The organism is Micromonospora sp. NPDC050495, assembly GCF_040655175.1.
GTDB lineage: Bacteria > Actinomycetota > Actinomycetes > Mycobacteriales > Micromonosporaceae > Micromonospora.
The window spans coordinates 1-14,283 of the sequence record NZ_JBFAJK010000081.1 but is presented as its reverse complement, the minus strand read 5'-3'; the positions used below and the strand labels follow the sequence as shown (position 1 = coordinate 14,283).

General features: G+C 75.8%; 9 protein-coding genes. 3 read left to right on the top strand and 6 right to left on the bottom strand.

What is annotated here, in order from left to right:
• From AB0I11_RS33080 to AB0I11_RS33070, 3 genes are all read left to right on the top strand, one after another.
• Positions 1-3,027 (top strand): type I polyketide synthase (locus AB0I11_RS33080; protein WP_357329659.1); only part of this gene is annotated, 3,027 nt, incomplete at its 5' end.
• Positions 3,028-3,057: 30 nt separating this feature from the next.
• On the top strand, positions 3,058-6,408 hold the full coding sequence (locus tag AB0I11_RS33075) for a beta-ketoacyl synthase N-terminal-like domain-containing protein (protein WP_357329657.1): 3,351 nt from the start codon (positions 3,058-3,060) through the stop codon (positions 6,406-6,408).
• On the top strand, positions 6,405-7,913 hold the full coding sequence (locus AB0I11_RS33070) for an FAD-dependent monooxygenase (RefSeq protein WP_357329655.1): 1,509 nt from the start codon (positions 6,405-6,407) through the stop codon (positions 7,911-7,913). Before AB0I11_RS33075 ends, AB0I11_RS33070 begins: the two co-directional genes overlap by 4 nt.
• 254 nt (positions 7,914-8,167) lie before the next feature.
• On the opposite strand, the gene AB0I11_RS33065 is transcribed toward AB0I11_RS33070, so the two are convergent.
• From AB0I11_RS33065 to AB0I11_RS33040, 6 genes are all read right to left on the bottom strand, one after another.
• On the bottom strand, positions 8,168-9,646 hold the full coding sequence (locus AB0I11_RS33065; protein ID WP_357329653.1) for a HAMP domain-containing sensor histidine kinase: 1,479 nt from the start codon (positions 9,644-9,646) through the stop codon (positions 8,168-8,170).
• Positions 9,643-10,365, bottom strand: a complete 723-nt coding sequence (locus tag AB0I11_RS33060; RefSeq protein WP_357329651.1) for a response regulator transcription factor — start codon at positions 10,363-10,365, stop codon at positions 9,643-9,645. Before AB0I11_RS33060 ends, AB0I11_RS33065 begins: the two co-directional genes overlap by 4 nt.
• Positions 10,366-10,423: 58 nt before the next feature.
• Positions 10,424-11,254 carry an ABC transporter permease gene (locus tag AB0I11_RS33055; RefSeq protein WP_357329649.1) on the bottom strand — a complete coding sequence of 277 codons (831 nt, stop codon included), beginning with the start codon at positions 11,252-11,254 and terminating at the stop codon, positions 10,424-10,426.
• Positions 11,254-12,174, bottom strand: coding sequence for an ATP-binding cassette domain-containing protein (locus AB0I11_RS33050; protein ID WP_357329647.1), 921 nt, complete (start codon positions 12,172-12,174; stop codon positions 11,254-11,256). The genes AB0I11_RS33055 and AB0I11_RS33050 overlap by 1 nt, the downstream gene beginning before the upstream one ends.
• A 70-nt stretch (positions 12,175-12,244) precedes the next feature.
• Positions 12,245-13,600, bottom strand: a complete 1,356-nt coding sequence (locus tag AB0I11_RS33045) for a cation:proton antiporter (protein WP_357329644.1) — start codon at positions 13,598-13,600, stop codon at positions 12,245-12,247.
• Positions 13,597-14,283 (bottom strand): 3-oxoacyl-[acyl-carrier-protein] synthase III C-terminal domain-containing protein (locus tag AB0I11_RS33040; RefSeq protein ID WP_357329642.1); only part of this gene is annotated, 687 nt, incomplete at its 5' end. The genes AB0I11_RS33045 and AB0I11_RS33040, both read right to left, overlap by 4 nt.

Genomic DNA, 14,283 nt, shown 5'->3' with positions numbered 1-14,283 from the left:
GGCGACCGCATCGACACCGACACCCTCACCGCCGACTACTGGTACGACAACCTCCGCCACCCCGTCCAGTTCCAGACCGCCACCGAAGCACTGCTACGCGACGGGTACGCCACCTTCATCGAGGTCAGCCCGCACCCCGTCCTCATCCAACCGATCGAGGACACCGCCGACCAGCACGACATCGTCGCCGTACCCACCCTGCGCCGCGACACCACCGACCAACTCACCACCGCCCTGGCCACCGCCCACACCCACGGCCTACCCGTCGACTGGACCCCCCTGCTGCCCACCACCGCACCCGTCGACCTGCCCACCTACCCCTTCCAGCACCAGCACTACTGGCTGCACCGGACCGCCACCGTCAGCGACGCCGCCGACCTCGGCCAGACCGCCGCCGAACACCCCCTGCTCGCCGCCGCCATCGAACTGCCCGACCAACAGGGCCACCTCTTCACCGGCCGACTCACCCTCGACCGGCAACCCTGGCTCGCCGACCACGCCGTCACCGACACCGTCCTGCTGCCCGGCACCGCCTACGTCGACCTCGCCCTGCACGCCGGCCACCACACCGGCCACCCCCACCTCGACGACCTCACCATCGAAGCCCCGCTCACCCTCGACCCCGACAGCGACGTGCGGCTGCACGTCGAGGTCGGCGCGGCCGACGACGACGGCCGGCGGACCGTCACCATCCGTACCCGCCCCGCCGACGACGAGGTCTGGACCCGGCACGCCACCGGCACGCTCACCAGCGCCGCGCCGCCGGCCGACGAGCGGCCCGCCGGTCCCTGGCCACCGGCCGGCGCGGTCCCGGTCGACACCACCGACCTCTACGACACCCTCGCCGCGGCCGGCCTGCACTACGGGCCCGCCTTCCAGGGGGCCCGGGCGGTCTGGCGGGACGGCGACACCCTGCACGCCGAGGTCCAACTCCCCGACGAGGTCGGCGTCACCGGGTACGGCCTGCACCCCGCGCTGCTCGACGCCGCGCTGCACCCGGTCGCCGCGACCGCCGGCGAGCTGAAGCTCCCGTTCGCCTGGAGCGGGGTCACCCTGCACCGCACCGCCGCCCGGCAGCTGCGGGTACGGCTCACCCCGATCGGGGACGACACCGTCCGGCTGGCCGCCACCGACCCCGCCGGCGCCCCGGTCGTCAGCGTCGACGGGCTCACCGTCCGCCCGCTGCCCGCCGCGCACCTGCGCCGACCCGGCACCCGCGACGCGCTCTTCCAGCTCGACTGGAAGCCCAGCCCCGCCCCGGTCACCGCGCTGACCGGCGAACCGGTCCGGGACCTCGCCGGCCTGGCGGAACTCGTCGCCGCCGGCGGGCCGGCCCCGGCGTTGGTGCTCGTCGCGCCCGCCGTGCCCGAGGGGCCGCTACCGGAGGCGGTGACGGAGCTGGTGACCCGGACCGCCGGGGCGCTGCGGGCCTGGCTGGCCGACGACCGGTTCGCCGACAGCCGGCTCGTGGTGCTGACCCGGCAGGCCGTCGCGACCCGGCCCGACGAGGACGTCGCCGACCTCGCGGCGGCCGCCCTGTGGGGGCTGGTCCGCAGCGCCCAGTCGGAGCACCCCGACCGGTTCCTGCTCCTCGACCACGACGGTGAGCCGACCGGCGTACCGCTGGCGGAGCCACAGGCCGCCGTCCGGGACGGCGCGGTGGTCGTACCCCGGCTGGTCCGGGCGGTCTCCCACGTGGAGCCCGTGGTCTCCCCGCTCGACCCCGACGGCACGGTCCTGATCAGCGGCGGCACCGGCACCCTGGGCGCGCTGCTCGCCGCCCACCTGGTCGACCGCCACCGGGTACGGCGGCTGGTGCTGACCAGCCGCCGCGGCCCCCATGCGCCCGGGGCGGCGGAGCTGCTGCGGCGCCTGCACGAGCGCGGCGCCCGGGTGCGGGTGGTGGCCGGGGACGTCGCCGACCCGGCGACGCTGGCCGCCGCGCTCGGCGCGGTCGAGCCCGACCACCCGTTGACCGCCGTCTTCCACGCCGCCGGCGTGCTCGACGACGCGGCCCTGCACACCCTCACCGACCGGCAGATCGGGGACGTGCTGCGGCCCAAGGTGGACGGCGCCTGGCACCTGCACCGGGCCACCCGCGACCTCGACCTGGCCGCGTTCGTGCTCTACTCGTCGGTCGCGGGCGTCCTCGGCGGCCCGGGCCAGGCCCACTACGCCGCCGCGAACACCTTCCTCGACGCGCTGGCCCACCACCGGCGGGCCACCGGCCTGCCGGCGACCGCGCTGGCCTGGGGCCACTGGGCCGAGACCAGCGCGCTGACCGGGACGCTGGGCGAGGTGGACCGGGCGCGGCTGGCCCGGGGCATGCGGCCGATGGCGACCGAGCTGGCGTTGGAAATGCTCGACGCCGCCCTGCCCGGCGACAAGCAGCCGGTGCTCGTACCGGCGGCTCTGGACCTGGCCGGGCTGCGCGCCCACGCCGGCGACGGCGACCTGCCGCCGCTGCTGCGCGCCCTGCTGCCGGCGGCCCGGTCCCGGGTGGTCGCGCCGCCGCCCGACCTGAGCGGGCTGGCCGAGGCCGACCGCCGGCGGGTGCTGACCGAACTGGTCCGGGGCCACGTCGCCGCCGTGCTCGGCCACGCCGACGCCGAGCAGGTGGCCCCCGACCAGGCGTTCCGGGCCCTCGGCTTCGACTCGCTCACCGCCGTCGAGCTACGTAACCGGTTGACCGGGGCCACCGGGCTGCGCCTGCCGGCCGCGCTGGTCTTCGACTACCCGACCGTGTCCGCGCTGGTGGAGCACCTGGTGACGCGGACCGCCGGGCCCGGCGACGGTGGCGTGGCCGGCGCGCTGCGCCACCTCGACGAGTTGGAGGCCGCGGTGCTGGCCGCCGGGGACGCGCCCGCCGGCGACGACCGGGCGGCGATCGCGAACCGGCTGCGCGCGCTGCTGTCCCGGTTGGACGGCGCGGACCGGCCCGCCGCGGCCGACGTGCGCGAGCGGCTGGACAGCGCCAGCGCCGACGAGATCTTCGCCTTCATCGACAACGACCTGGGTCGAGGCTGACCTGCCGCAGCTCACGGAAAGTGTGGCGACATGACGAACGAAGAGAAGCTGATCGACTACCTGAAGTGGGTCACGGCGGATCTGCACAAGACCCGCCAGCGGCTGCGCGAGGTCGAGTCGGCCGGCCAGGAGCCGATCGCGATCGTGGGGATGAGCTGCCGCTACCCCGGTGGCGTGCGGTCGCCGGAGCAGCTGTGGGAGTTGGTCAGCACCGGCACCGACGCCATCGACGAGTTCCCCGCCGACCGGGGCTGGAACGTGGCGGAACTCTACGACCCCGACCCCGCGCGGGAGGGGAAGAGCTATGCCCGCACCGGTGGTTTCGTCTACGACGCGCACCACTTCGACGCCCGCTTCTTCGGCATCGGCCCGCGTGAGGCGCTGGCGATCGACCCCCAGCAGCGGCTGCTGCTGGAGGCGAGCTGGGAGGCGCTGGAGCACGCCGGGCTGAACCCGCAGCGGCTGGCCGGCAGCCGTACCGGCGTGTTCGTCGGGGTGATGTACGGCGACTACGGCGCGCGGCTGCGGTTCCTCGCCCCGGCCGGGCTGGAGGGGCAGGTGGGCACCGGCAGCGCCGGCAGCGTGGCGTCCGGCCGGATCTCCTACGAGCTGGGCCTGGAGGGGCCGGCGGTGACGGTGGACACCGCCTGCTCGTCGTCGCTGGTCGCGACCCACCTGGCGGCGCAGGCGCTGCGCGCCGGCGAGTGCACCCTCGCGCTGGCCGGCGGGGTGACCGTGATGGCCACCCCGGGGGTGTTCGTCGAGTTCAGCCGCCAGCGCGGGCTCGCCCCGGACGGCCGCTGCAAGTCCTTCGGCGCCGGCGCGGACGGCGCGGGATGGGGCGAGGGGGTCGGCCTGCTGGTGCTGGAGAAGCTCTCCGACGCGAGGCGCAACGGGCACCGGGTGCTCGCGGTGCTCACCGGGTCGGCGGTGAACCAGGACGGCGCCAGCAACGGGCTGACCGCCCCGAACGGGCCGTCGCAGGAGCGGCTGATCCGGGCCGCGCTCGCCTCGGCCGGGCTGACCCCGGCCGACGTCGACGCGGTCGAGGCGCACGGCACCGGCACCACCCTCGGCGACCCGATCGAGGCGCAGGCGCTGCTCGCCACGTACGGGCAGCAGCGCGGCGGCGGCGATCCGCTCTGGCTGGGCTCGATCAAGTCCAACATCGGCCACACCCAGGCCGCCGCCGGGGTGGCCGGGATCATCAAGGTGGTCGAGGCGCTCCGCCACGGGGTGCTGCCGAAGACGCTGCACGCCGAGCAGCCCAGCCCGCACGTGGACTGGAGCAGCGGGGCGGTCGGCCTGCTCACCGAGGCGCGCCCGTGGCCGGAGCGGGACGGTGGCCCGCGCCGCGCCGCGGTCTCCTCCTTCGGCATCAGCGGCACCAACGCGCACCTGATCGTCGAGGAGGCGCCGCCCGCCCCGGAGGCACCGGAAGGCGCGTCGGCCGAGGACGCGCCCACCGGCGGGAGCGCGCCGGCCGTACCGCTGCCCTGGCTGCTGTCGGCCAAGACGGCAGCGGCGCTGCGCGCCCAGGCCGACCGGCTCGCCGCGCACCTCGACCGGCATCCCGACCTGGACCCGGCGGCGGTGGCGTACACCCTGGCCACCAGTCGCGCACAGCACCCGCACCGCGCGGTGGTGATCGCCGAGGACCGGGCCGACGCCCGGCAGCGACTCGGCTTCCTGGCCCGGGGCGAGGCGGCCAGCAACGTCGTCACCGGCCGGGCCGCCACCGGCGGGAAGCTCGCCTTCCTCTTCACCGGGCAGGGCGCGCAGCACCCCGGCATGGGCGCCGACCTGTACGAGCGCTTCCCGGTCTTCGCGGCCGCCCTCGACGCCGCCTGCGCCGCCCTGGACCCGCACCTGGACCGGCCGCTGTGGGAGGTGATGTCCGGCCGGCACGGCGACCTGCTCGGCGAGACCACCTACATCCAGCCGGCCCTGTTCGCGTACGAGACCGCGATGCACGCGCTGCTTGCCGCGTTCGGGATCCGCCCGGACCTGCTGATCGGCCACTCCATCGGGGAGTTGACCGCCGCGCACCTGGCCGGGGTGCTCGACCTGGCCGACGCGGCCCGGCTGATCACCACCCGGGCCCGGTTGATGCACGAGATGCCGGCCGGCGCGATGCTCGCCGTCACCGCACCGCTGGACCGGGTCGCGCCGATCCTGGCCGAGCATCCCGAGGTCGACCTGGCCGCCCACAACAGCCCGACCTCGCTGGTCCTCGCCGGGGAGCCGGCGGCCCTCGACGCCGTCGCCGCCCGCCTCACCGAGGAGGGCGTCCGGACCAGGCGGCTGCACGTGCCGCACGCCTTCCACTCCGTGCACACCGAGCCGATCCTCGACCGGTTCCGGGCGGTCGCCGCCACCGTCACCTACCATCCGGCGCGCCTGCCGATCGTCTCCAACCTCACCGGTCAGGTCGCCTCCGACGCGGAGCTGTCCGACCCGGACTACTGGACCCGGCACATCCGGCACACGGTCCGCTACACCGACGGCACCGCGGCGCTGCACCGCCTCGGCGCCACCGGATACGTCGAGCTCGGCCCGGACGCCACCCTCACCACGCTCAGCCAGGAGTGGCTGCGTAGGCACGCCCCGGAGGCCCGCCCGCCGCTGGTGCCGCTGGCCGCCCGGCGCAAGCCGGCGGTCCGTACGGTGCTGACCGGGCTGGCCCAGCTGCACGTGGCCGGCGCCCCGGTGGACTGGTCGCCGCTGCACCCGCACCCGGCCACGGTGGTGGAGCTGCCGACGTACCCGTTCGAGCGGGTGCGCTTCTGGCCGGACGAGCCGGCCGCCGGGACCGGAGCCGGCCCGGCCCGCACCGGCGAGGAGGCCGCGTTCTGGGCGGCGGTGGAGAACGCCGACGCCGGGGCCCTGGCCAGCCTGCTCGGCGCGGACGAGGAGGCCCGGGCGGCGCTGCGCGCGGTGCTGCCGTCGCTGGCCGGCTGGCACCGCCTCCGCTGCGCGCCGCCGCCTCCGGGGCCCGGGCCGGCCGGCGCGGCGGACGGGCCGGACGCCGACGGGCCCGCCGAGGCGCTCGCCGCGCTGCGCGCCCGGCTGGCCGCCGCACCCGCCGGCGAGGAGCACACCGTGCTGCTCGACCTGCTGAGCCGGGAGGCCGCGCTGGTGCTCGGCTACGACGACCCCGAGCCGATCGATCCGGAGGGCAACTTCCTGGAGCTGGGCTTCTCGTCGTTCACGGTGCTGGAGCTGAGCAACCGGTTGGAGGCGCGGGGTCTGCGGCTCGCGCCGGCGCTCTTCTACGACCACCCCACCCCGCTGGCCCTGGCCCGGCACCTGGCCGGGCTGCTGCAGGACGAGACCACCGGATCCGACCGGATGCCACAACCGACAGGGAGTTCCTCATGACCGACACCGTCATCATCGCCGGCGCGGGCCCCACCGGCCTGATGCTGGCTCACGAGCTGGCCCTGCAGCGGGTGCCGGTGGTGGTGGTCGAGCGCCGGCCCGGGCCGACGGACGCGCTGCCCGGCATGGCCATCAACGCCACCGTGGTGGACCTGCTGCACCAGCGCGGCCTGATGGACCACGTCGGCGAGTACGGCTTCGAGTTCCCCCGGGCCCACTTCGCGCAGATCTGGCTGGACCCGGTACGCGTGCCGGGCCGGCACGGCTACAACTTCGTGATCAGCCAGACCAACCTGGTGCGGGTGCTCGCCGAGCGCGCCGCCAAGCAGGGCGCGGAGATCCGCTGGGAGCAGGAGGTCGTCGACCTCGCCCAGGACGACGCCGGCGTACGGGTCACCGTCCGGTCGCCCGGCGGACAGGAGGTCCTCAGCGGCCGTTTCCTGGTCGGCTGCGACGGTCCGGAGAGCACGGTGCGGCGGCTGGCCGGGATCGACTTTCCCGGCCAGGACCTGCCGTTCCTCGGCATCGTCGGGGACCTGGAGGTCGGCGAGGACCATCCCCTGCTGGCCTACCTCGGTGCCGGTGAGTTCCCCGGTGGCCTGCTCACCGTCGGCCCGCTCGAGCCCGGCGTGGTGCGGATCGCCACCGCCGAGTTCGACCTGCGCCCGGCGGACAAGACCGCACCGGTCAGCACCGACGAGCTGCGCGACAGCATCCGCCGGCTGGACGGCGCGGAGCTGGGCGACGCCACGCCGCGCTGGCTGGGCCGGTGGGACGCGGCGACCCGGCAGGCCGACCGGTACCGGGAGGGCAACGTGCTGCTCGCCGGGGACGCGGCACACGTGCACTTCCCGCTGGGCGGGCAGTCGATGAGCACCGGCATCGAGGACGCGGTGAACCTCGGCTGGAAGCTCGCGGCCACCGTGCACGGCCACGCCCCGGTCGGGCTGCTGGACAGCTACCAGGCGGAGCGGCACCCGGTGGCCGCCCGGGCCGGCCGGACCACGGTGGCCCAGATGGTGCTCCTGCACCCGCTGGGGCACGTCGCGCCGCTGCGCGAGCTGCTGACCGAGATGGTGGAGCTGGACGAGGTCAACGAGTTCCTGGTCAAGCTGGCGTACGCGCTCGACGTGGACTACCCGGTCCCGGCCGATCAGGTGGCGGGCGAGACCCATCCGTTGCTCGGCCGGCGGCTGCCGGACGTGCCGCTGCGCACCGGCGGCGGGGAGACCTCGCTGGCCGAGCTGCTGCACGCCGGCCGGGGTGTGCTGCTCGACCTGGCCGGCGGGACCGAACCGCTGGCGCTGCCCGGCTGGGACGACCGGGTGGACGTGGTGGCCGCGGCGCCGTCCGAGGAGATCGACGCGGCTCGGGTGCTGCTGCGCCCGGACGGCCGGGTGGCCTGGGCGCAGCCGGCCGGAACGGGCCGGACGGAACCGACCGAGGGGTTGGGCCGCGCCCTGGCCACCTGGTTCGGCCCGGCCCGCGCGACGGCGGCAGGCTGACCGGACCCGGCAGGCCGACGGCGGCACGCTGACCGGACCCGGCAGGGCGACGGCGGCACGCTGACCGGGGGCGGGCGTCGGGACGACGTCCGCCCCCGGCGGGTCGTCGCGCCGCCCCCGGATCGACCGTGCGCGAGCCCGGCGTTGCCGGGCGACCGGCGGGCGGCCCGCCCGGCAGCACCGCGAGGACCAGCCGCCGGCGGGCCGGGCCGGGCCGGCTGCGGCTGCGGCTGCGGCGCCGCCGCCGCCGGCGGTCAGGTCACCAGTACCGGCAGCACCACCCGGAAGGTGGCCCCCGCGCCCGGCGCGGTCACCAGTTCCACCCGGCCGCCGTGCGCCCGCACCAGCGAGTCGACGATCGCCAGGCCCAGCCCGGCGCCCGCGCCGCCGGCCCGGCTGCGGGAGCTGTCGGTGCGGTAGAAGCGTTCGAACACCCGCGCCGCCTGTTCGGCGGAGAGCCCCGGCCCCTGGTCGGCGACCTCGAGCACGGCCTCCCCGCCGACCGTGCCGACGCCGATCCGCACCGGGCTGCCGGCCGGGGTGTGCGCCACCACGTTGCCGACCAGGTTGAGCACCACCTGGCGCAGCCGGGCCTCGTCGCCGAGCGCCGGGGCGCTGCCCACCGGCCCGCCCGCGGGCCCGGTCAATGTGATCGGCCGGCCCGGATCGAGCGCGGTCAGGTCGTGGCGGGCGTCGACGGCGAGGGTCCGCAGGTCCATCGGCGCCGGCCGCAGCGGCAGACCGCCGGCCCCACCGGCCCCGGCGTCCCCGGTGGTGCGGCCCAGCGACTCGTCCAGCCGGGCGAGCAGGAGCAGGTCCTCCACCAGCCGGGCCAGCCGGCTGGACTCGGCGGCGATGTGGGCCATGGTCCGGTCCACGTCCGCCGGTCCGGGCAGGCCGCCCATCCGGTAGAGCTCGGTGAAGCCGGTGATCCCGAACAGCGGGGTCCGCAGCTCGTGGCTGACGTCGGCGACGAATCGGCGCATCCGCGCCTCCGACTCGGCCCGGGCGGTGAACGCCCGTTCGATCTGGGCCAGCATCCCGTTCAGCGCGGCCACCAGCCGCCCCACCTCGGTACGCGGGCCGCCCACCGCCGGCACCCGCTGGGCCAGGTCGCCGGCGGCGATCGCCGCGGCGGTCTGCTCGACCCGGCGCAGCGGCCGCAGGCTGCCCCGGATGGCCGCCCAACTGGTGACGGCGAGCAGCCCGAGCAACCCGAGCCCGGTCAGCAGGGCGACCCGGGTGCTCTGCCCGACCGTGGCGGTCACGTCGTCCAGCGAGGCGACGACCGCGACGGTGCCGCGCGGGTCGCCGCCGGCCGGATGCGGCAGCGCGACCACCCGCCAGTCCCGGCCGCCCTGCCGCACGTCGAACGGGCGGCCGCCGCGGTGCGCCGACGCTCTCGCCCCGACGTCCGGCGCGCTGCCGCCCGGGCCGAGGGTGACCACCCGGGTGGTCCGGCCCGCACCGTCCAGATAGATCACGTGCAGGTCCCGGGCCAGGTCCAGCCGGCCCGCGCCGGCCTGCGCGCCGACGTCGTCGGCCGGCACCGACGGCAGCCGGGAGACCGCCTGCGCGATCGGTTCCAGCCGCGCGTCGACCTGGCCGACGAGGTGGTCGCGCAACGTGTGCAGGACCACCCCGCCGCCGACCGCGAGCCCGACCGCCAGCAGGGTGACCGTGATCAGCAGCAGCCGGGCGGCCAGCGACAGCCGCCCCGGTCGGCGGGTCACGGGCCGGGCGCGCGCAGCACGTAGCCCACGCCGTGCACCGTGGTGATCAGTTTCGGTCGGCCGGTGTCCAGCTTGCGCCGCAGGTAGCTGATGTAGGTCTCGACGATGCTCAGGTCGCCGCCAAAGTCGTACCGCCAGACCTGGGCGAGGATCTCCGCCTTGGGCACCACCCGGCCCGCGTTGGCCATCAGGTGGTGCAGCAGCCGGAACTCCGTCGGGGAGAGCCGGACCGGCCGGCCGCCGCGGGACACCCGCTGGGCGGGCAGGTCCAGCTCCAGGTCGCCGACCACCAACCGACCCGGTACGGCGGTGCCGGCGCGGCGTAGCACCGCCCGGATCCGGGCGATCAGCTCGTGCAGGTCGAACGGCTTGGTCACGTAGTCGTCGCCGCCCAGCGTCAAGCCGTTGATCTTGTCCTCGGTGGTGTCCCGCGCGGTGAGGAAGAGCAGCGGCAGGTGCGCGCCGGCGTCCCGGGCGCCGGCGCGCAACCGGCGGGCCACCTCGAAGCCGTCGAGGTCGGGCAGCATCACGTCGAGCAGGACCAGATCCGGCTGCCGGGTGCGGGCGGCCTCGATGGCCTCGGTGCCGGTGGCCACCGACGTCACCTCGAAGCCGGCGAAGCGCAGCGTCGCCGAGAGCAGCTCACGCAGGGTCGGCTCGTCGTCGACCACCAGCAGCCGGTCCGCCGGCTGGCCGGGGCCGCGCTCCGGCTGGGTCACCCGCACCACCGTCCCGACCGTCGAGGCTCCGTACCCACCGTAGTGCCGGCGCCGGCTCTCAGGCGTCCCGGACCCGCAGCGCCGTGTAGGCGGCCACGTAGACCAGCGCGACGAAGCCCAGCAGCAGGGCCATCCCCGGCCAGGGGGCCAGCCCGCCGTCGGTGTCCACCACGAACATCACCCGCTCACCGGCCACCGTCGGCCAGTACTCGGCGACGGTGTCCCCGATCCCGCCGGGCAGCAGCGGCAGCACGGTGGGGAGCAGGGGCAGCGCGACCAGGATGGCGAACGCGCCCACGGTGGCCCGGACCAGGGTGCCGAGCGCCAGCCCGAGCAGCCCGATCGCGGCCAGGTAGAGCCCGGCGCCGCAGACCGCCCGGATCACCCCCGGGTCGCCGAGGGCGGCCGTCGGGGCACCCTGACCGGCCAGCATCGGCTGGCCGACCAGGAACGCGCCGAACGCGACCGCCTGGCCGAGGACGGCCGCCACCACCCCGTACACCAGGGCCTTGGCGGCCAGCAGCCGCCCCCGCCGGGGTACGGCGGCCAGCGTGGACCGGATCATGCCGGTGCTGTACTCCACCGTCATCACCAGCACGCCGAGCACGCCGAAGAGCCACTGCACCGGGAAGTAGGCGCGGAGGCTGACCAGGGTGGGATCGAACGCGGCCTGCTCCTCGGGAGTGAGCCGGACGAACCCGCGGGCGGTGCCGGCGCTGATCACCGCGCCCAGCCCGACCATCGCCACCACCACGGCGACGACGACGAACCGGGTGGAACGCATGGTGTGGAACTTGGTCCACTCGGAACGGACCACGTCGGCGAGGGTCGGCCGCCGCTCCGGCGCGACGGCCGGCGGCCGCGGGGCGAGTTCGGTGTCGACGCTCATCAGACCAGTTCCTCCGTACGGGCCGAGCTGAACTCGGCGCTGTCCCGGGTCAGCGACATGAAGGCCTCCTCCAGCGACGTACGCTGTGGGGTCAGCTCGATCAGCGGGATCGACCGGTCGGCGGCGACCAGACCGACGGCGGCGCTGTCCATCCCGGAGACCACCAGGGCCCCCTCGGTGCCGGTCCGGACGCTCGCGCCCGCCTCGACCAGCAGCGCGGCCAGTTCCGGACCGCGTTCGGTGCGGACCAGCACGCTCTGCTCGGTGTGCGCGCGCAGGAACGCGTCGACGCCGGTGTCGGCGATCAGCCGGCCGCGCCCAATGATGATCAGGTGGTCGGCGGTGAGCGCCATCTCGCTCATCAGGTGGCTGGAGACGAGGACCGTGCGCCCCTCGGCGGCCAGATCGCGGATCAGCGAACGGATCCAGACGATCCCCTCCGGGTCCAGGCCGTTCACCGGCTCGTCGAACATCAGCACCGCCGGGTCACCGAGCAGCGCCGCCGCGATGCCCAGCCGCTGGCTCATGCCGAGCGAGAAGCCGCCCACCTGCCGGTCGGCGGCCGCCTCCAGCCCGGCCAGGCCGAGCACCTCGGAGACCCGGGAACGCGGGATGCCGTTGCTGCGGGCCAGGCAGAGCAGGTGCTGGTACGCCGTCCGGCCGCCGTAGACGGCCCGGGCGTCGAGCAGCGCGCCGACGTGCCGCATGGGCGCCGGCAGGTCGGTGTAGCGCCGCCCGCCGACCCGGGCGGAGCCGCTGGTCGGGGCGTCCAGCCCGAGGATCAGCCGCATGGTGGTCGACTTGCCCGCGCCGTTGGGCCCCAGGAAGCCGGTGACCAGCCCGGGGCGTACCTCGAAGGTGAGGTCGTCGACGGCGGTGGTCGGGCCGTACCGCTTGGTGAGGTGGGTCGTCTCGATCACGGCAACAGCCTTCCGGACGAAGCTGGACGGGGTCCCGAGGTTCCTGGGATCCTCCCAGGATTCGCGGTGCTCAGCCGCCGCGCAGGTCGGCCGCGCCGGAGCGATCGGCGGTGCCGAGCCGGCGCAGCTCCTCCTCGGCGGTCTGCTCGACCCGGCTCATCGCTCGGCGCAGGATCGGCGGGGCCATCACCGAGGTGACGACGGCGACCAGCACCACGATGGTGTACGTCGCGGTGTTGAGCACCCCGAGCCGCAGGCCGACGGTGGCCACCACCACCTCGATGACGCCCCGGGCGTTCATCCCGGCGCCCAGCGCCAGCGCCTCCCACCGGTTCAGCCGGCTGCTCCAGGCGCCGAGGAACGCGCCTGTGAACTTTCCCAGGATCGCCACGGCGATGACGGCCAGCGCGGCGGCCAGCACCGGGGCGTCGGCCAACGCGGTCAGGTCCATCCGCAGGCCCGCGCTGGCGAAGAAGAGCGGGGCCAGCACGGCCAGCACGGTGGTGCGCAGCGGGGCCAGCCGTTCCCGGTCGAGCCCGGGCACGGAGCCGATCACGAAGCCGACCACGAACGCCCCGAACACCGCCTCCAGGCCCAGCGCCTGGGTGACCGCCGCGCCGAGCAGGATCAGCACCACGGTGGTCGCGACCAGCGGCCCGGGTCCGTCGGCGCGGCCGGCGGCCCGCAGCACCGCGGCGCTGGCCGGACGGCCGACCAGGGCGGCGAAGAGGACGAAGCCGAGCACCGCGCAGACCGAGAAGAGCACGGTGCCGGCGCGGACGCCGGTGGTGGCGAGGGCGGAGACCACCGAGAGCAGCAGCCAGCCGCAGATGTCGTCGATGACCCCGGCGGCCAGGGTGAGCTGACCGATGTTGCGGTGCAGCAGCTTCATGTCCAGCAGCGTCTTGGCGATGACCGGGATCGCGCTGACGCACATCGCCACGCCGAGGAAGAGCGCGAACACCTCACGGTCGGTGCCGGCGCCGAGCAGCGAGCCGGGCAGCAGGTACCCGGTCGCGACGCCGAGCCCGAGCGGCAGCAGCAGGCCGGCCAGGCTGATCCGGGCGGCGGCGCCGCCGCGCCGGCGGACGAACGCGACGTCCACCTCCACCCCGGTCAACCCGACCAGCAGCAGCACGCCGAGCTGCCCGACCGCGTCGAGCAGGTGGAACTGCTCGGCCTGCCGGGGCAGGAACCAGTCGGACACCCCGGGGGCCACCGCGCCCAGCACGGTGGGTCCGAGCAGGATCCCGGTGAGCAGCTCCCCCACCACGGCGGGCAGGCCGCACCGGGTGGCGAGCCGGCCGAGCAGCAACGCCACCAGCAGCAGCACGCCGAGCCCCAGCAGGAAGACCAGCAGGCTGTGCGCGGGAAGCACGGGGACCGGGGCGGCCGCGGCGAGCGTGGCCGGACCGGCGCCGGTCACGACACCCAGTCCGGGAGGTGTTCGATGCCGACCACCGCGCAGGACAGCGTCACGCCGGGCCCGATGCCGAGCATCAGCAGGTGGTCGCCGGGGCCGAGTTGCCCGGTGGCGAGCAGGTGGTCCAGCGCGACGACCTGGTCGCTGGCGCCGAGGTGACCGACCGTGCTGCCCCAGGCCCAGGTGGAGTGGGCCATGGTCAGCCCGAGCCCGCCCATCAGCCGCTCGATCAGCGCCCGGGAGAAGTTCATCGGCGCGACCCGGGTGACATCGGCGATGCCGATGCCGGCCTCGTCCAGCGTGCGGTGGATCAGCGCCACCAGGTTGCCGCCGATCTTCGCCATCGCGGCGGCGTCCGGGCTGTCGGCCAACTGCTTCTGGAACGCCTCGCCGCGGGCCACGAAGTCGACGGTCCGGCCGAGAGTCGCCCCGGGCGGGAAGAGCGGCTCGCCGGCCCGGTGCAGCTCCTCCGCCTCGGGTACGGCGATCGCCCCGACGGCGAGCAGCCGGGCGAAGCCGGGCCGGGTGGTCAGCACCACGGCGCTGCCGGCGTCCCCGATCAGGTGTTCGTGGCCCGACCGCCAGCGGTCCATCATCGGGGTGCCGAAGTTGTCGGCGGCGACGAGGAGGGCGGTGTGGCGGTCGGGGTGGGCGTGGAGGTAGCTGGCGGCGAGTTCGAGGGCGGT